The sequence below is a fragment of the Microbacterium sp. C5A9 genome (genome assembly GCF_022627955.1).
GTDB lineage: Bacteria > Actinomycetota > Actinomycetes > Actinomycetales > Microbacteriaceae > Microbacterium.
The window spans coordinates 113,674-130,780 of sequence record NZ_JABXGD010000008.1; the positions used below are offsets into that span (position 1 = coordinate 113,674).

The window sequence follows — 17,107 nt, forward strand, 5'->3', positions numbered from 1 at the left end:
GTCAGGCCGTTCGAGCCGTGTCGGGGCGACAGGAGTTGAACCTGCGACCTCCCGCTCCCAAAGCGGGCGCTCTACCAAACTGAGCTACGCCCCGGGGAATCTGCACGCAGATTCAGCCCCACCGAGTCTAACGGACATGAGCACGTCCGACAGTCCGCTATGATCGATGAGTCGGCACAGTTCCTCCGGGTTCACCGCCGACAACGGGGCTGTAGCTTAGTGGTAAAGCCTCTGTCTTCCAAACAGATGATGCGAGTTCGATTCTCGTCAGCCCCTCCACTCGAGAAAGGCCCCCGCGATGCGGGGGCCTTTCTGCTTTCCGGACCACCCGTCTCGACGGATCTGCTGCTCGCCGTCCCGGCGGATCTGACTAGAGTCGTGATACGCAGGTTCCCCACGGAGGTCCCCGCATGACTGCACCCGTCGACGTGGTCCGAGCCGGAGCCGGCGGCCACACTCTCCCCGTGCGCTTCGCGAGCACGGGCGACGAGTCTCGGCGTCGTCGGCGTCCGCGCGCCGGGCTCATCCGAGGCGCGGTCGCCGTGCTCGTCGCGGCTGTCGCGATCGGAACGCTTCAGATCACCGCCAACCTCGCCTACGACGACGCGCGCGCCGGGTTCGATGACGCGCTGACCTCGACCGGGAGCACGCAGACGCTGGTGCAGGAGGAGGTCGACGCGCTCGCATCCGCCGTCGAGATCGCCGATCAGCTGGTGCAGACCGACACGGGCGCGCTCGCGAGCCCCGCCGCCCGAGAGACACTCGCCAGCGAGGCCGCGGACGCCGGCGGGACGATCGCTCCCGCGACAGACCTCATCGATCGAGATCTCCCTGTCGCGGAGACGAAGCCTCTCCCCTTCTGGCAGCTCTTCGCCGCGACGGGCGAGCTCACGGATCAGACTCGCGATCTCGACGAGCTGGCAGCCGACCTCGACGGTGCGTCGCCCGCGATCACCGCGACGCAGACACGCCTCACCGAGGCGGGGATCGCACTTCTCTCCTCCGCCGCCGCGGCGGCTCCTGCTTTCGAAGCAGCGCACCCGTCCGCGAGGAACGACGCGGTGATCGCGCTGAGAGACGCCGCAGCGGTATCCTCCCGTACGACGGTCCTGGACGAGTCGGCCGTCGGCTCCCTGGCGGCGATGCAGGACGCCGCGGTCCAGGTCGTGTCGACCGAGCAGCAGGAGCTCGCCGAGAAGGCGGGACCGCTGCAGGGCGCCCGCCTCGAGATCGAGGCCTTCGCGCGCTCGCTGGCACCCGGGGTGCTGCTGGAGTTCGACTGGAACCCGATCGTGAACGGCGCCGGATACAACGGCAGCATGGGCGGTCTCACCCGCTGGTGGTGGGACGACCCCGATCGCGCGACGATCGAACTGTCGAACTCGGTTGCAGAGCAGTGGCCGGCTGAGCGGAGCAGAGCGCTCGTCGCCCACGAGGTCGGCCACGCGATCAGCGTGAAGTGCGAGGACATGTACGACTCGTCGACGCAGGACAGCATCGAGAAGTGGGCGACCGCGTGGGCCATCAGCATGGGGTTCACCGACGATGCGAACGGCGTGTGGGCGTACGGATACCCGCCGCAGTCCTACATCGACGCCGCCTACGGCTGCCGGTGACAGCGGCCGTGAGAACAGCGTGCTGGGCACGGAAGAGGCCGCCGCGAACGGATCGCGGCGGCCTCTTCGTCGTTCAGATCGAGGTCACTGACCCCGACGCTCGCGCAGCTGGGTGAGCGCGTCCTCGAGGAGCTGGACGGCTTCCTCGTCGGTACGACGCTCCTTCACATACGCGAGGTGGGTCTTGTACGGCTCGGTCTTGGCGAGTGCAGGAGGATTCTCCTTGTCGCGACCGGCCGGCAGCCCGGACTGCGGGTGATCGATGGTCTCGGGGATCTCCTCTTCGGGAAGACCCGCCGCGAAGTAGCGGACCGTCTCGTTGCCGAGACCGTCCCAGTAGGACACCGCGATGCGGTCGGCGTGGTAGCCGTGGTCCTGCTCGCCCATGGGGCCGGAACCGACACGGGTCCCTCGGATCGCATTGCCGCCGGTAGCCATCAGATCACCTCGAACTTCGTGATGAGACCGAGCGCGACGATCGCCACGAACCACGCCAGGGCGAGGATGACCGTGAATCGATTGAGGTTGCGCTCTGCGAGGCCGGAGGATCCGACCGCCGATGTCATGCCTCCGCCGAACATGTCGGACAGGCCGCCACCGCGACCCTTGTGGAGCAGGATGAGGAGAGTCAGCAGGACGCTGGTGATACCCAGCACCACCTGCAGGACGAACTCGAGAATTTCCACGAGGAAGAGCCTTTCGCTGGGGCAGGATTGCCCCGGTAACGGTCAAGTATACGGTGCGGCGGGGCCGGAGCCCCGCCGCACGCGCTCACACGCCGACGTGCTTCTCGAAGCGGATGATCGCCGCGAACTCGTCGACCACGAGGCTCGCGCCTCCGACGAGTGCACCGTCGACATCGGGCTCACGCATGAAGCTGGCGATGTTCGCCGACTTGACCGACCCGCCGTAGAGGACGCGGGTGCGCGCCGCCGCCTCGTCGCCGAGGACCTTCGCGATCACACCGCGCAGCGCGGCGCAGACGTCCTGCGCCTGCTGGGGCGTGGCGGCCTGACCCGAGCCGATGGCCCAGACGGGCTCGTACGCCACGACGATGTCGGCATCCTTCGACAGCCCCTGCAGGGCGGCCTCCAGCTGGCTCTCCGGCACGGCGCTGGCGCCGAACTTCTCGAGGTCCTCTGCGGTCTCGCCGACGCAGATGACCGGCGACAGACCGTGCTTCAGCGCGGCCTTCGTCTTGGCAGCGACGACCTCATCCGACTCCGCGTGGTACTCACGACGCTCGGAGTGGCCGATGATGACGTACTTCGCGTCGAGCTTGGCGAGGAACGCACCCGACACCTCACCGGTGTAGGCACCGGAGTCGTGAGCCGAGATGTCCTGCGCACCCAGCGCGAACGGGATCTTGTCCGCGTCGATCAGCGTCTGCACGCTGCGGATGTCGGTGAACGGCGGGAACACCGCGACCTCGACGGAGCCGTCCTCGTGCTTGGCGTCCTTCAGCGTCCAGTGCAGCTTCTGCACGAACGCGACCGCCTGCAGGTGGTCGAGGTTCATCTTCCAGTTTCCCGCGATCAGCGGGGTACGGGCGTTCATGCCCATCCGAGCACCTCCAGGCCGGGTAGTTTCTTGCCCTCGAGGAACTCGAGGCTGGCGCCGCCACCGGTCGAGATGTGACCGAAGCGATCGTCGGCGAATCCGAGCTGACGCACCGCCGCGGCGGAGTCCCCGCCGCCGACGACGCTCAGGCCGTCGACCTCGGTGAGCGCCTGTGCGACGGTCTTGGTGCCGTGCGCGAACGCCGGGAACTCGAACACACCCATCGGGCCGTTCCAGAACACCGTCTTCGATCCGCGGATGACCTCCGCGAACCGGGCCGCGGTCTCGGGGCCGATGTCGAGCCCGATGCCGGATGCGCCGAACGCGGTGCTCTCGATCGCGTCGGCGGACGTGACCTCATGGTCGGCATCCGCCGAGAACGACGATGCCACCACGACATCGGTCGGGAGCACGAGCTCCACGCCGCGCTTCTCGGCTTCGGCGATGTAGCCGCGGACGGTCTCGAGCTGGTCCTCTTCGAGAAGGCTGGACGCCACGGCGTGACCCTGTGCCTTCAGGAAGGTGAACAGCATGCCGCCGCCGACGAGGATGCGGTCGACGCGCGGGAGCAGGTGCGAGATCACACCGAGCTTGTCGCTCACCTTGGATCCGCCGAGGACGACCGCGTACGGACGCTCGGGGTTCTCGGTGAGACGGTCGAGCACGTCGAGCTCCGCGGCGATGAGCAGGCCCGCGGCGGACGGCAGCAGTTCGGCGAGGTCGTAGACGCTCGCCTGCTTGCGATGCACGACGCCGAAGCCGTCGGAGACGAGCACGTCGCCGAGTTCTGCGAGCTGAGCCGCGAAGGCGCCGCGCTCGGCGTCATCCTTCGAGGTCTCCCCCGGGTTGAACCGCAGGTTCTCGATGACGACGATGCCGCCGTCCTCCAGCGAAGCCACGGCCTCCTGAGCCGACTCGCCGACCGTGTCGCGAGCGAACGCGACCGGCTTGCCGAGCAGCTCCGACAGTCGCTGCGCGACCGGCTCGAGGCTGTACTGCGGGTCGGGCGCACCGTCGGGGCGTCCGAGGTGCGAGCACACGACGACGCGGGCGCCCGCGTTGATCAGTGCGTTGAGGGTCGGCAGCGAGGCGCGGACACGGCCATCGTCCGTGATGATCCCATCCCGCAGGGGGACGTTGAGATCACAACGGACGATGACGCGCTTGCCCTCGAGCGACCCCAGTGAATCCAGGGTGCGCAGAGTCATGGGAGGTGTCTCAGAGACGCTCTGCCACGTACTCGGTCAGGTCGACGAGACGGTTGGAGTAGCCCCACTCGTTGTCGTACCAGCTGGAGACCTTGACCAGGTTGCCGCTGACGTTGGTCAGGGTGGCGTCGAAGATCGACGAGTGCGGGTTGTGCACGATGTCGCTCGAGACGATCTGGTCTTCGTTGTACTGCAGGAAGCCGGCGAGGCGACCCTCGGCGGCGGCCTTCTTGTACGCCTCGTTGACCTCGTCGACCGTGAGGTTCTCGCGGTCGGTGATCAGCGTGAGGTCGACGATCGAGCCGGTCGGGACCGGAACGCGGTACGACGAGCCGCTGAGCTTGCCCTGCAGCTCGGGCAGGACCTCACCGATCGCCTTGGCGGCACCGGTGGAGGCCGGGGTGATGTTGATCGCGGCGGCACGGGCACGGCGCAGGTCGCTGTGCGGGCCGTCCTGCAGGTTCTGGTCCGCGGTGTAGGCGTGGGCCGTCATCATGAAGCCGCGGTCGATGCCGAAGGCGTCGTTGAAGACCTGTGCCAGCGGTGCGAGGCAGTTGGTCGTGCAGGACGCGTTGGAGATGATGTGATCCGTCTCCGGGTTGTACGTGTCCTCGTTCACGCCCATGACGAAGGTGCCGTCGACGCCGGTGCCCGGAGCCGAGATGAGGACCTTCTTGGCGCCTGCCTCGATGTGCTTCTTGGCGAGGTCGGCCTTGGTGAAGAAGCCGGTCGACTCGATGACGATGTCGACACCCAGCTCGCCCCACGGAAGGCCGGCGGGGTCGCGCTCCGCGAAAGCCTTGATCGTCTTGCCGTTGACCGTGATGCTCTCGTCGTCGTAGCTGATGTCAGCGTCGAGGACGCCGCCCACGGAGTCGTACTTCAGAAGGTGGGCAAGGGTCTTGTTGTCGGTGAGGTCGTTGACCGCGACGATCTCGATGTCCGCTCCCTGCGCGAGAGCCGCGCGGAAGTAGTTGCGTCCGATGCGGCCGAAGCCGTTGATACCGATCTTGACAGACACTCAGGTCTCCCTGTTTCTCGTGCGCGGTGCGCAGCAAAAGTGCATACGCGATGCGCGGGGGTTTTTGGCTGAGATGGCGTCCCGACGAGACTGAGCCCGTCGGGACGCGACCCGATTACGACAGTACCAGCAGGCCGTTCGTCTTCTCGCGGGCGACCTCGAACCGCTGGGCGACGTTCTCCCAGTTGGCGATGTTCCAGGCGGCCTTGACGTAGTCGGCCTTGACGTTCAGGTAGTCGAGGTAGAAGGCGTGCTCCCACATGTCGAGCTGGAACAGCGGCACGGTTCCCTGAGCCGTGTTCGACTGCTGGTCGAACAGCTGCTGGATGATCAGTCGCTGACCGATCGAGTCCCAGCTGAGCACCGACCAGCCGGAGCCTTGGATGCCGAGCGCGTTGGCGGTGAAGTGCGCCTGGAACTTCTCGAACGAGCCGAAGAACTCGTCGATGGCGGCCTTGAGCTCGCCCTCGGGCTGTCCGCCGCCGGTCGGCGACAGGTTGGTCCAGAAGATGGAGTGGTTGACGTGGCCGCCGAGGTTGAACGCGAGGTCCTTCTCGAGCTTGTTCACGTTGGCCAGGTTGCCGGTCTCACGAGCCTCGGCGAGCTGCTCGAGTGCCGTGTTCGCGCCCGCGACGTAGGTCGCGTGGTGCTTGTCGTGGTGCAGCTCCATGATCTTGCCGCTGATGTGCGGCTCCAGTGCTGCGAAGTCGTACGGGAGGTCGGGGAGCGTGTAGGTCGCCATATCGCTTTCATCCAATCCGCGCCGCGCCGCGGCGCTTGCCGATCCTCCGCGCCACCGAAGTGCGGTGCGGAGCGGACTTAACTCATCCTAGTGACGACAACGCGTCGTCGACCCTGATCCTTCCCCGATATGACGAAGCGAGGCGACCCCTTGACAGGGATCGCCTCGCTGGTGTCTGCGGACGTCTCAGACGTCGAGTCCGGCGGGGACGGCGGCCTCCGTACCGGGGATGCCCTCCTGCTGCGCACGCTTGTCGGCCATCGCCAGAAGGCGACGGATGCGACCGGCCACTGCATCCTTGGTCATCGGCGGTTCGGCGTGGTGGCCGAGCTCGTCGAGGCTGGCGTCTCGGTGTGCGAGGCGCAGCTCGCCTGCGACCTTGAGGTGGTCGGGCACGTCGTCTGCGAGGATCTCGAGGGCGCGCTCGACGCGGGCGCACGCGGCGACCGCCGCCTGCGCGGAACGGCGCAGGTTGGCGTCGTCGAAGTTGACCAGGCGGTTCACACCGGCGCGCACCTCGCGACGCTGGCGCATCTCCTCCCAGGCGACAGCGGTCTTCTGCGCGCCCATCTCGCTGAGGATCGTGCGGATCGCCTCGCCCTCGCGCACCACGACGCGCGGCATGCCGCGCACCTCACGGGCCTTGGCGGCGACGCCCAGACGATGCGCGGCACCCACGAGGGCCATCGCCGCCTCCGAGGATGGGCACGACACCTCGAGCATCGCGGAGCGGCCGGGCTCACTGAGGGTTCCGGCGGCGAGGAACGCACCTCGCCACAGTCCGGCGATCTCGGCGCGAGAGCCGGTCGTCAGGCGGTTGGGGAGGCCGCGCACCGGACGGCGACGCTGGTCGAGGAGCCCCGTCTGGCGCGCGAGGGTCTCGCCCGCGGCGATCACGCGGACCGCCCACCGCGCGCCGTCGTTCGCGGTGCTCGACTGCACCTGGGCGATCTCCGGGCGCACGCCGTAGATCTCAGCGAGGTCGCGGGCGACGCGCTGGGCGAGCACTTCTGCATCCACCTCGGCCTCGACGGCGACCCGGCCGGCGATCGAGTGCAACCCACCGGCGAACCGGAGGATCGATGTGACCTCCGCGACGCGCACCGTGGGGGGTGCATTGCGGATGCTGACTAGCTCAGCCTTGACGTCGGTGGTTAGTGCCACGACACTCCTCTACGCTCACGCGCCGGATCGCGACGCAAACCTCCAGCTTACTCGGATGGAGGCGGTTGCTACTCCCGGCCGAGGTCCCGATGCCGCACGTTGACGGCCACTCCGGGCACCGCTGCGAGGCGGCGCGCGAGCTCCTCGGTCATCGCGACCGAACGATGCTTGCCGCCGGTGCAGCCGATCGCCACCGTCGAATGACTCTTGTTCTCGCGCTGATATCCCTCGAGGACGGGCGTCAGAGCGGCGGCGTAGGCGTCGAGGAACTCGGCCGCGCCCTCGCGAGACAGCACGTAGTCGCGCACCGACTCGTCCTGACCGGTCAGCCCACGCAGCTCCTCGTTCCAGAACGGGTTGGGGAGGAATCTCATGTCCGCCACGAGATCCACATCGGTCGGGAGCCCGTACTTGAAGCCGAAGCTCATCAGCGTCACCCGATGACGCGCGGCGCCCTCTTCGGAGAACAGCTCCGACACCTGCGTGGCGAGCTGGTGGATGTTGAGCGACGACGTGTCGATCACGAGATCCGCCGCCTCGCGGATCGGTGCGAGCTTCGAACGCTCCGTGCGGATGCCGTCGAGAAGCGTGCCGTCTCCCTGGAGGGGCTGTGGTCGGCGGACGGCCTCGAAACGGCGCACGAGCACATCGTCCGACGCGTCGAGGAAGAGGATCCGGATCGACCCGCGCGAGCGCAGCGCACGAGTCACGCCGGGGAAGTCGTCGAAGAGATTGCGCCCTCGGACATCGACCACCGCGGCGATCTTCGGGAGCGACGTGCCGCCCATGTCGGTGAGGTCGAGGAGAGGACGGAGGATCTGCGGCGGCAGGTTGTCGACGACGTACCACCCGAGGTCCTCGAGCGCGTTCGCGACCGTCGTGCGTCCTGCGCCCGACATGCCCGTGACGATGAGGAACTCGCCTTTGTCCCCGTCAGCCATGGTTGACTCCTTCTCCCCCGCTACGCCAAGCCTAGCGACTGCGCGCTACCGCGTGGACAGATGCGAGTGGATGTTCCGCGCGAGGACTGGACCGATCCCCTGAACCTCCTCGATCTCCGCCGGGGCGGCCGACTTGAGAGCCGTGACCGAGCCGAAGTGCTTGAGCAGGACCTTGATGCGGGCGGCTCCGAGCCCCGGGACCTCGGCGAGGACCGTGGTGATGTCACCCTTGCGCCGCTTGCGCTGATGGGTGATGGCGAATCGGTGCGCCTCATCACGCAGGCGCTGGAGGAGATAGAGGGATTCGCTGGTGCGCGGCAGGATCACGGGGAAGTCCTCCCCGGGCAGCCAGATCTCCTCGAGCCGCTTCGCGATGCCGCAGACGGCGATCTCGGTGTGTCCCGCATCGCGGAGGGCCCGTGCGGCGGCCTCGACCTGCGGCTGACCGCCGTCGACGAGCAGCAGCTGGGGCGGGTAGGCGAAACGCGGCTTGCGCTTGACCTCGGCCACGACCCCCTCCGCGAGTGCGTCCTCGACCGCCTGCTCCTCGGGATCCTGCTCCTCGGGGCGGTCGAGATAGGCGAGACGACGCCGGAGAACCTGATACATCGAGTCCGTGTCGTCGGTGGTCTCCGCGATGTTGAACGAGCGGTACTGGTCTTTTCGCGGCAGCCCGTCTTCGAACACCACCATCGACGCGACGACGTTCGTGCCGCCGAGGTGCGAGATGTCGAAGCACTCGATGCGCAGGGGCGCCTCACTCATGCCGAGAGCATCCTGCAGGTCGGTCAGAGCCTGGGTGCGCGCGACGTAGTCGCTCGTCCGACGGGTCTTGTAGCGGATCAGCGCCTGCTGCGCGTTGAGCGTGGCGGTGCGCATGAGATCGGCGCGCTGACCGCGCTGGGCGACCGCGATCTCGACCTTCTTGCCGCGTCGTTCACGCAACCAGACCTCGAGATCGGCAGCGTCGTCCGGCAGCGTCGGCACGATGATCCGCCGGGGCACATCCTGCGCATCGCCGTACGCTCGCTGGAGCACCTGATCGACGAGATCGGCCGAGGAGATGTCGATCTCCTTCTCGATCGTCATCGCACGGACTCCGCGCACGCGTCCGCCGCGGATCACGAAATGCTGCACGGCGGCGGCGAGCTCGTCCTCCGCGATCCCGAACAGATCGGCATCCTCGTCGCTCGCCAGCACCAGCGCGCTCTTGCCGAGCACGGCCTCGATCGCGGAGAGCTTGTCGCGGTACTTGGCCGCCGCCTCGTAGTCCATCGCCGCCGAGGCCGCGAGCATCCGTCGGGTCAGCTCTCGCGTGAACCGCTCATCGCCCCCGGCCATGAACGCGACGAAGTCGTCGACCATGGCGCGATGCTCCTCGATCGTCACGGTCATCGAGCAGGGGCCGCCGCACTTGCCGATCTGCCCGGGGAAGCAGGGCCGTCCCGTCTGCATCGCCCGCTTGTAGCTCGAGTCGCTGCACGTGCGGATGGGGAACGCCTTGACCATCAGGTCGATCGTCTCGTGCACCGCCCACACCTTGGGGTACGGGCCGAAGTACCGTGCGCCGGGGATCTTGCGGTTCCTGGTCACGATCACCCTCGGCGCTTCGTCGCCGAGGGTGACGGCCATGAACGGATAGGACTTATCGTCCTTGTATCGCACGTTGAAGGGCGGATCGAACTCCTTGATCCACATGTACTCCAGCTGCAGGGAGTCGACGTCGGTCGGCACGACGGTCCACTCGACGGACGATGCCGTCGTCACCATCCGACGGGTGCGCTCGTGCAGGGTGCGCAGCGGGGCGAAGTAGTTCGACAGACGCTGACGGAGGTTCTTCGCCTTGCCCACGTAGAGCACACGCCCGTCGGCGTCCCTGAACCGATACACGCCCGGGTTGGTCGGTATCTCACCCGCCCGCGGCTTGTACGGGAGCACGTCGGCCATCAGCTGGCCTTCCGCGCGGAGCGCCCCTCATCCAGGATCTCGGCGAGGAACTGGCCGGTGTGACTCTCCTCGACCCGGGCGATCTGCTCGGGTGTGCCGGTGGCGAGGATCTCGCCTCCGCCCGAACCGCCCTCGGGACCGAGATCGATGACCCAGTCCGCCGACTTGATCACGTCGAGGTTGTGCTCGATCACGATGACCGAGTTGCCCTTGTCGACGAGTCCGTTGAGCACCTCGAGCAGCTTGCGGACGTCTTCGAAGTGAAGGCCCGTGGTCGGCTCGTCGAGCACGTAGATGCTGCGGCCGTTGCTGCGGCGCTGGAGCTCGGTCGCGAGCTTGACGCGCTGCGCCTCGCCTCCCGACAGGGTCGTCGCAGACTGGCCGAGGCGCACGTATCCGAGACCCACGTCGACCAGCGTCTTCATGTAGCGGTGGATCGCCTGGATGGGCTCGAAGAACTCCGCAGCCTCGGCGATCGGCATCTCGAGGACCTCGGCGATGTTCTTGCCCTTGTAGTGCACGGCGAGCGTGTCGCGGTTGTAGCGCTTTCCGTGGCAGACCTCGCAGTCGACGTACACGTCGGGCAGGAAGTTCATCTCGATCTTGATCGTGCCGTCGCCCGAGCAGGCGTCGCAGCGCCCGCCCTTGACGTTGAAGCTGAACCGCCCCGGCTGGTAGCCGCGGACCTTCGCCTCGGGCGTCTCGCTGAACAGCGAGCGGATCCTGTCGAAGACTCCGGTGTAGGTCGCGGGGTTCGATCGCGGCGTGCGACCGATCGGCGCCTGGTCGACGTGCACGACCTTGTCGAGGTTGTCGAGGCCGGACACGCGGGTGTGCTTGCCGGGAACCGTGCGTGCACCGTTGAGGCGCGACGCGAGCACCTGGTAGAGGATGTCGTTGACCAGGGAGGACTTGCCCGAGCCGCTGACACCCGTGACGGCCGTCAGGACGCCGAGCGGGAAGTCGACGCTCACGTTCTTGAGGTTGTTCTCCCGCGCACCGACGACGCTGATCTTGCGCTTCTTGTCGAGCTTGCGGCGCTTCGTCGGCGTCGGGATCTCCCGGACCCCCGAGAGGTACTCCCCCGTCATCGAGGCCGGCTCGTTCAGCAGAGCAGAGTATGGCCCCGAGTGCACGACCTCGCCGCCGTTCACACCGGCCCCCGGTCCGATGTCGACGACCCAGTCGGCCGCCTCGATCGTCTCCTCGTCGTGCTCGACCACGATGAGGGTGTTGCCCAGATCGCGCAGCTTCAGCAGAGTGTCGATGAGGCGTCGGTTGTCGCGCTGGTGAAGGCCGATCGACGGCTCGTCGAGGACGTACAGGACGCCGGTGAGGCCGGAGCCGATCTGCGTGGCCAGGCGGATGCGCTGCGCCTCGCCTCCCGACAGCGAGCCCGCGGAGCGGCTGAGGTTGAGGTACGACAGACCGACCTGCAGCAGGAAGTCGAGCCGAAGACGGATCTCGCGGAGCACCTGAGCGGCGATCTTCGCCTCGCGGTCGGTGAGGACCAGGGTCTCCATGAATGCGCGGGCGTCGACGAGGCTGAGGTGCGAGACCTCGGCGATCGAGTGCCCGTGCACCTGCACCGCGAGCACCTCGGGCTTCAGCCTGTTGCCGTCGCACACGGGGCACGGCACCTCGCGCAGGTACTCACCCCAGCGCGCCCGCTGGGTGTCGGACTCGGCCTGCGCGTACTGGCGCTCGATGTAGGGCACGACGCCCTCGAACCCCGACGCGTAGCGCATCTCCCGGCCGTACCGGTTCTTGAACTTGACCGTCACCTTGTAGTTGTCGCCGCGGAGGATCGCGTCCTGCACATCGACCCGCAGATCCTGCCACGGGGTGTCGAGCGAGAAGTTGAGGTCGGCGGCCAGCCCCTCGAGCAGGCGCTCGTAGTACTGGAAGAGGCCCTTGCCCTGGGTGGTCCAGGGGATGATCGCGCCTTCGCGGATCGAGAGCTCTTCGTCGCCGAGCATCAGGTCGACGTCGACCGACATGCGCGTGCCGAGTCCGGAGCAGGCCGGGCAGGCGCCGAACGGTGCGTTGAACGAGAAGGTGCGGGGCTCGATCTCGGTGAGCGTGAGCGCGTGGCCGTTCGGGCACGCGAGCTTCTCGGAGAACGACTGCCAGGCGTCGTCGCCCTCTTCATCGACGAAGTTCACCTGCACGACGCCGCCGGCGAGTCCGAGCGCCGTCTCGACCGAGTCGGTGACACGGCCGAGGATGTCGTCGGCCGCCACGAGGCGATCGACGACGACCGCGATGTCGTGCTTGTAGCTCTTCTTCAGCGTGGGCGGCTCGGCGAGCTGGATCAGGTCGCCGTCGACGATGGCACGCGAGTATCCCTTGGCGCCGAGCTCGCGGAACAGGTCGACGAACTCGCCCTTCTTCTGGGAGACGATCGGCGCGACGATCTGATAGCGCGTGCGGTCGGGAAGCCCCATGAGCTGATCGGCGATCTGCTGCACGGTCTGCCGCTGGATGCGCTCACCGCACTCCGGGCAGTGCGGGATGCCGATTCGCGCCCAGAGCAGGCGCATGTAGTCGTAGATCTCGGTGATCGTGCCGACCGTCGAGCGCGGGTTGCGGTTGGTCGACTTCTGATCGATCGACACCGCCGGGCTCAGCCCCTCGATGAAGTCGACGTCCGGTCGGTCGACCTGGCCCAGGAACTGCCGCGCGTACGCGCTCAGCGACTCGACGTAGCGACGCTGCCCTTCGGCGAAGATCGTGTCGAACGCGAGACTGGACTTTCCGGAACCGGACAGGCCGGTGAACACGACGAGCGAGTCGCGTGGGATGTCGATGTCGACGTTCTTGAGATTGTGGACGCGGGCACCGCGAACACTGAGTTTTCCTGGGGTTGCAACCGGGACGATAGGCACCGATCAAGTCTACGAGGGGCCACGGACATTGGCTCCGTGAGGCCTCACAGGAAGAGGTCCGTGTTCAGCGGGTGCCGCGATTGGCGCCGACGATCAGCAGCACCGCAGCCGCTACGACGGCTCCCGCGGATGCGGCGACGGCCCACGGCAGCGCCGGCGTCGCGCCCGCCGTGCCGAGCATGACGGCGACGGTCACCGGCTGCGCGATCGCCTGCACGACGAGAACACGCACCGCGCTGCGCCGCAGGGCACCGAGCACGATGCGCGACCCCCGCGGAACGACCAGGGCGAGCGAGGTGAGCACGTGCAGGAGGTGCACCACGAGCACGGCCAGCATCGCCCGACCGAGATCGGGTTCGGAGGTGAGCATCCCGATCACGATGCACGCGATCGCGCCCCATGCGCCGAACGTGGGCGGAAGCACCGCGCCGAGCAGCGCGAGGATCACCGCCGTCCACTGCCAGCCGACCAGCGGGCACAGCAGGAACGCACCGGCGGCCGCGACGGCGACGAGTGCCATCCGCAGGACCAGCCACGACACCGCGGGCGCCGTCTCGAGCGAGTCGTTCGCCGTTCTCATCGTCGGACCCCCGCGATACTCGCCAGCACAGCGGCCGGATCGTCCGCCCAGGTCACCAACTCGACCCCCGCACCCTCGAGATCCGAGAAGACGTTCTCCCTCTCTGCCAGCACGGTGCGCAGGCCGATCGTCTGCTGACGGTTCAGCCGCGTGCGGTCCAGACGGGGCAGCACATCGACGGCGATCACCCGATGACCGCTCGCGCGCCACAGCAGGGCCGTCTGCGCGGCGGCGCCCTCGAAGAACGCCGAGAGCACGAAGACGACGGAGCCGTGAGGCACGTGCGGGGTCCTGCGGAAGCTCGCGTCTTCGCGCGCCTGTCCCGTCGCGGCGATCGCGGCCTCCACGCGCGCGAGATGCCGCGATCCGCTCCCGCTCCGCAGCGAGCGTCCCCCGTTCACGAGCACGTGCAGGGCGACGCGATCGCCGTCGGCGACCGTCGCGACGGCGATCGCCCTGGCCGCCTGACGAGCATTGTCGAGAGACGTCACGCCACTGCGCTCGAAGTCGCCGCTTCCCCACATCGAGACCACCTCGCCGAGGTCCTCCGAGGTGTCCATGGCGATCACGACGGAGCCATCGCTCAGAGTGTGCGTCCGGCGCACGAGGAGATCGCCCGGCCGCCGCGCCATCCTCGCCGTCGCCCGCCAATCGACCCGCCTCAGCTCGTCGCCGGGCGCGAAGGCGTGGATGTCTCGGAAGTCTCCGCCCTGCCCCGGTCTGCGCCCCTCGTGAGCGCCGTGCAGCCCGGTCAGCCGTCGCGGAAGAGGCACGTCGTCGATGGGGATGAGCGACGGCGACACCTGCCGCCGGTCTGCCACCGTCTCGGAAGCTGCCCCCAGCACCGCCCCGTCGAACGCGAGCCCGCGGGTCGCCGCCTGCACGGGCACGCCCGGTCCCGAATGCGGCACTCGGCTGCGCGCGACGATCGGGCTCCCCCGCCCCGGCACGAACACGCGACGGGTCCGACGCTCCGACTGGACGATGACGACCTCGACCGCATCCGCATCGCTGGCGACGGTGATCGACGTGCGCAGCTCTCCGTCGCCCGCCGGCAGCGATTCCACCGTCGGCCGGGCGCCGACTCCCGTGGTCCCCCGTGCCAGGGCGAACGCACTCCAGAGCGCCGGTGGAAGCCCCATCGCGACGATGTCCGGACGGGAGAACAGCAGCCCGATCACCGCGAGGAGCACGGCGCCGCCGACCGCGACAGCCAGCGACGGGCTCCAGCGGGCATCCGTGCTCCGGTCTGTCATCCGAGCGCCCGCACGGTCGGCGGGACAGCGACCTGGCCGATGACCGATCGCACCACGTCAGCGGCGGATGCTCCCTGCGACCATGCCTGCGGGGTGAGCGTGAGACGGTGCGCCAGGACGGGCACGGCGATCCGCTTGATGTCGTCGGGACGGACGAAGTCCCGGCCGTCCAGCGCCGCCAGTGCGCGACCCAGCAGCACGAGACCGAGCGAGCCGCGCGGCGACGCCCCGACCTCGACCTGGGGCGCTCCCCGCGTCGCGCGTACGATCTCTACGCAGTATCGGGTGATGTCCTGGTCGACGTGGATGGCCTCCACCGCCGCCTGGAGCTCGGCGAGGCGGGGCGCATCGACGACGGACGGTACATGCGTGGCCTCCTCCTGCCGGAGCACGCGATTCTGCAGGATCTGCGCCTCGCCCTCCGCCTCGGGGTAGCCGATCGAGAGACGGACCATGAACCTGTCGAGCTGCGCCTCGGGGAGGGCGTACGTGCCCTCGAACTCGATCGGATTCGAGGTCGCGATGACGTGGAACGGCGCAGGCAGCGGGAAACTGTTCCCCTCGACGGTGACCTGCCGCTCGGCCATCGCCTCGAGCATCGCCGACTGCGTCTTGGGAGTGGTGCGGTTGATCTCGTCGGCGAGCAGCAGGCCGGTGAAGATCGGACCGGGGCGGAAGACGAACTCGCCGGAATCCGGTGCGTAGACGTAGGACCCCGTCACATCGCCCGGGAGCATGTCGGGGGTGCACTGGAGCCGCCGGAAGAAGAGGCCGAGCGCGGAGGCGAGGCTTCGGGCGGCCAGGGTCTTCCCCAGGCCCGGAACATCCTCGAACAGGACGTGCCCGCCGGCCAGGATCGAGGCCAGGGCGATCTCGAGGGGATCGTCCATGCCGACCACGACGGTGCGGACGGCCGTCAGAATCTGTGCTCCGGTGTCGGCGATCTCTCTGGCGGTGGTCATGTCAGCTCCTTGATCGAGGGGGCGGCGGGGTGCGATCGGGCGCAAGGCGATCGATCGCGTCGAGCGCATGCTCGATGTCGGCGATGGTGGTCCTCGGGCCGGTCAGCCGAGCCCAGAGGTCGGGACCGAGCAGCGCTGCGGCCGCCTCGCGGTGGGCGGCGTCGTCGGGGTCTACTCCCCGCCGCAGGAGGCGATGGCGCAGGATGTCGCGGACCCGCTTCGTGATCTGCTGGCCGGCGAGGCCCGTGTGCGTGTTCAGCGCCCACGACATCCGTGAGATCTCCGTCGGACGACGTTCGCGCTCGGCGGCGATGTGCGGGGCGTCGGAGCCGGGCTCGACGGGAATCGCGAGCTGCGCCAGAAGCGCGGCCGCTCCCGCGAGCATGCTCCACCCGATGACGAAGGGCCACGTGAATCCGAAGGCGATCAGAGCGAGCGCGACCGCGATCACGAGGCCTGTCGCGACGAGGCTCCCCCGGAGCGTCATCGCCACACCCCCTCGATCCGCCGGAGGGCATGCCGCGCGGTGTCGCGGTCGTGCTCGGACGCGACATGCGTTCCGAACCGCACGCGCTCGTACAGGTCCAGCAGCTGAGCGGCTTCGTCGGCGACTCCTGCCCGCAGGGTGATGATGCGGAGCACGAACTCGCCGGGCGTCTCGCTCGTCGCGCGCCGAACCCCGGCATCCGCTGCCGACTCCTCGAGACCGACCCATGCCGCCACGATCGCATCGGACGGGGCGGCCGTGTCTTCGATCGCCCGCAGTGCGCCGACGATGCCGCGCCGGATCACCGGGATGGCGACATCCGACTCCGGGGTCGCATCGATCCCCGCGAGCGCGGAGGACACTTCGGCGGCATCTCGACGTCGGAGCGGTCTGTCGCGCCACGCTCGGATCAGAGTCCGGACGATCAGCGCGAGCAGGGCGATCAGCGCGGCGCCCACGAGGACCATCAGGATGATCCCGAGGGTCTGCGCGATCGCGGCTCCGGTCGGGTCCATCTCGACGTCCTCCGGCAGCCCGGTGCCCGCAGGATCCGTCGTCGGCATCGGCTCGGCAGGGGCCGGGGTGAACAGCGAGTCGGGACGGAAGGTCGGCGCTCCCTGCACGGTCGCGGCGATCATGGCGACGGTGAAGAGCACGACGACCGCACCCACCAGCCCGACCGCTCGGACACCCCCGCCCGTGCGACGTGTCGAGTGGGGGCGCGGCATGCCCAAC

Annotated in this window: 16 protein-coding genes and 2 tRNA genes; 2 read left to right on the top strand and 16 right to left on the bottom strand. The window is 68.4% G+C overall.

The window, feature by feature from the left end; all coding sequences use genetic code 11:
• Nucleotides 1-20: 20 nt before the first annotated feature.
• Nucleotides 21-94, bottom strand: a tRNA-Pro gene (locus tag HWD99_RS15525).
• Between the two features lie 111 nt (nt 95-205).
• Here HWD99_RS15525 and HWD99_RS15530 point away from each other — a divergent pair.
• Together HWD99_RS15530 and HWD99_RS15535 are read left to right on the top strand one after the other, a co-directional pair.
• A tRNA-Gly gene (locus tag HWD99_RS15530) sits at nt 206-279 on the top strand.
• A 131-nt stretch (nt 280-410) separates the two neighbouring features.
• Entirely contained in the window at nt 411-1,616 is a 1,206-nt protein-coding gene (locus tag HWD99_RS15535) for a hypothetical protein (protein WP_241797094.1), read from the top strand.
• An 84-nt stretch (nt 1,617-1,700) separates the two neighbouring features.
• Here the strand turns inward: HWD99_RS15535 and HWD99_RS15540 are convergent, their stop codons facing one another.
• The 15 genes from HWD99_RS15540 to HWD99_RS15610 all read right to left on the bottom strand — a co-directional run bounded on the left by HWD99_RS15540 (nt 1,701) and on the right by HWD99_RS15610 (nt 17,100).
• Nucleotides 1,701-2,054 (bottom strand): RNA polymerase-binding protein RbpA, encoded by a 354-nt coding sequence (locus HWD99_RS15540; protein WP_194763385.1) that lies wholly within the window; start codon nt 2,052-2,054, stop codon nt 1,701-1,703.
• A complete protein-coding gene (gene secG / locus HWD99_RS15545; protein WP_194763386.1) occupies nt 2,054-2,302 on the bottom strand; it encodes a preprotein translocase subunit SecG in 249 nt (82 codons plus the stop codon). The genes HWD99_RS15540 and secG overlap by 1 nt, the downstream gene beginning before the upstream one ends.
• Nucleotides 2,303-2,387: 85 nt before the next feature.
• On the bottom strand, nt 2,388-3,179 hold the full coding sequence (tpiA, locus tag HWD99_RS15550) for a triose-phosphate isomerase (RefSeq protein WP_241797095.1): 792 nt from the start codon (nt 3,177-3,179) through the stop codon (nt 2,388-2,390).
• Entirely contained in the window at nt 3,170-4,384 is a 1,215-nt protein-coding gene (gene pgk / locus HWD99_RS15555; RefSeq protein ID WP_241797096.1) for a phosphoglycerate kinase, read from the bottom strand. Before pgk ends, tpiA begins: the two co-directional genes overlap by 10 nt.
• Nucleotides 4,385-4,394: 10 nt before the next feature.
• Nucleotides 4,395-5,405 (bottom strand): type I glyceraldehyde-3-phosphate dehydrogenase, encoded by a 1,011-nt coding sequence (gene gap / locus HWD99_RS15560; RefSeq protein ID WP_241797097.1) that lies wholly within the window; start codon nt 5,403-5,405, stop codon nt 4,395-4,397.
• 115 nt (nt 5,406-5,520) lie between these two features.
• Nucleotides 5,521-6,147, bottom strand: coding sequence for a superoxide dismutase (locus HWD99_RS15565; protein WP_194763390.1), 627 nt, complete (start codon nt 6,145-6,147; stop codon nt 5,521-5,523).
• Between the two features lie 186 nt (nt 6,148-6,333).
• Nucleotides 6,334-7,311 (bottom strand): DNA-binding protein WhiA, encoded by a 978-nt coding sequence (gene whiA / locus HWD99_RS15570; RefSeq protein ID WP_241797098.1) that lies wholly within the window; start codon nt 7,309-7,311, stop codon nt 6,334-6,336.
• A 68-nt stretch (nt 7,312-7,379) separates the two neighbouring features.
• Nucleotides 7,380-8,252 (bottom strand): RNase adapter RapZ, encoded by an 873-nt coding sequence (gene rapZ / locus HWD99_RS15575; protein ID WP_241797099.1) that lies wholly within the window; start codon nt 8,250-8,252, stop codon nt 7,380-7,382.
• Nucleotides 8,253-8,297: 45 nt separating this feature from the next.
• Entirely contained in the window at nt 8,298-10,199 is a 1,902-nt protein-coding gene (gene uvrC, locus HWD99_RS15580) for an excinuclease ABC subunit UvrC (protein WP_241797100.1), read from the bottom strand.
• Nucleotides 10,199-13,087 (bottom strand): excinuclease ABC subunit UvrA, encoded by a 2,889-nt coding sequence (uvrA, locus tag HWD99_RS15585; RefSeq protein WP_241797101.1) that lies wholly within the window; start codon nt 13,085-13,087, stop codon nt 10,199-10,201. The genes uvrC and uvrA overlap by 1 nt, the downstream gene beginning before the upstream one ends.
• Before the next feature lie 64 nt (nt 13,088-13,151).
• Nucleotides 13,152-13,667 (bottom strand): hypothetical protein, encoded by a 516-nt coding sequence (locus HWD99_RS15590; protein WP_241797102.1) that lies wholly within the window; start codon nt 13,665-13,667, stop codon nt 13,152-13,154.
• Complete coding sequence (locus tag HWD99_RS15595) at nt 13,664-14,923, bottom strand: DUF58 domain-containing protein (protein WP_241797103.1); 1,260 nt, start codon at nt 14,921-14,923, stop codon at nt 13,664-13,666. Before HWD99_RS15595 ends, HWD99_RS15590 begins: the two co-directional genes overlap by 4 nt.
• A complete protein-coding gene (locus HWD99_RS15600; protein ID WP_241797104.1) occupies nt 14,920-15,885 on the bottom strand; it encodes a MoxR family ATPase in 966 nt (321 codons plus the stop codon). Before HWD99_RS15600 ends, HWD99_RS15595 begins: the two co-directional genes overlap by 4 nt.
• 1 nt (nt 15,886) lies before the next feature.
• Nucleotides 15,887-16,372, bottom strand: a complete 486-nt coding sequence (locus tag HWD99_RS15605; protein WP_241797105.1) for a hypothetical protein — start codon at nt 16,370-16,372, stop codon at nt 15,887-15,889.
• A complete protein-coding gene (locus HWD99_RS15610) occupies nt 16,369-17,100 on the bottom strand; it encodes a DUF4129 domain-containing protein (RefSeq protein WP_241797106.1) in 732 nt (243 codons plus the stop codon). Before HWD99_RS15610 ends, HWD99_RS15605 begins: the two co-directional genes overlap by 4 nt.
• Nucleotides 17,101-17,107: the final 7 nt, after the last annotated feature.

What these genes read in the sequence shown, in the direction of transcription:
- tpiA (WP_241797095.1), bottom strand. Translation starts at nt 3,179, where the DNA reads ATGGGCATGAACGCCCGTACCCCGCTGATCGCGGGAAACTGGAAGATG.
- HWD99_RS15600 (WP_241797104.1), bottom strand. Translation starts at nt 15,885, where the DNA reads ATGACCACCGCCAGAGAGATCGCCGACACCGGAGCACAGATTCTGACG.
- HWD99_RS15535 (WP_241797094.1), top strand. Translation starts at nt 411, where the DNA reads ATGACTGCACCCGTCGACGTGGTCCGAGCCGGAGCCGGCGGCCACACT.
- pgk (WP_241797096.1), bottom strand. Translation starts at nt 4,384, where the DNA reads ATGACTCTGCGCACCCTGGATTCACTGGGGTCGCTCGAGGGCAAGCGC.
- HWD99_RS15590 (WP_241797102.1), bottom strand. Translation starts at nt 13,667, where the DNA reads ATGAGAACGGCGAACGACTCGCTCGAGACGGCGCCCGCGGTGTCGTGG.
- uvrC (WP_241797100.1), bottom strand. Translation starts at nt 10,199, where the DNA reads ATGGCCGACGTGCTCCCGTACAAGCCGCGGGCGGGTGAGATACCGACC.
- HWD99_RS15610 (WP_241797106.1), bottom strand. Translation starts at nt 17,100, where the DNA reads ATGCCGCGCCCCCACTCGACACGTCGCACGGGCGGGGGTGTCCGAGCG.
- HWD99_RS15540 (WP_194763385.1), bottom strand. Translation starts at nt 2,054, where the DNA reads ATGGCTACCGGCGGCAATGCGATCCGAGGGACCCGTGTCGGTTCCGGC.
- HWD99_RS15595 (WP_241797103.1), bottom strand. Translation starts at nt 14,923, where the DNA reads ATGACAGACCGGAGCACGGATGCCCGCTGGAGCCCGTCGCTGGCTGTC.
- HWD99_RS15605 (WP_241797105.1), bottom strand. Translation starts at nt 16,372, where the DNA reads ATGACGCTCCGGGGGAGCCTCGTCGCGACAGGCCTCGTGATCGCGGTC.
- HWD99_RS15565 (WP_194763390.1), bottom strand. Translation starts at nt 6,147, where the DNA reads ATGGCGACCTACACGCTCCCCGACCTCCCGTACGACTTCGCAGCACTG.
- rapZ (WP_241797099.1), bottom strand. Translation starts at nt 8,252, where the DNA reads ATGGCTGACGGGGACAAAGGCGAGTTCCTCATCGTCACGGGCATGTCG.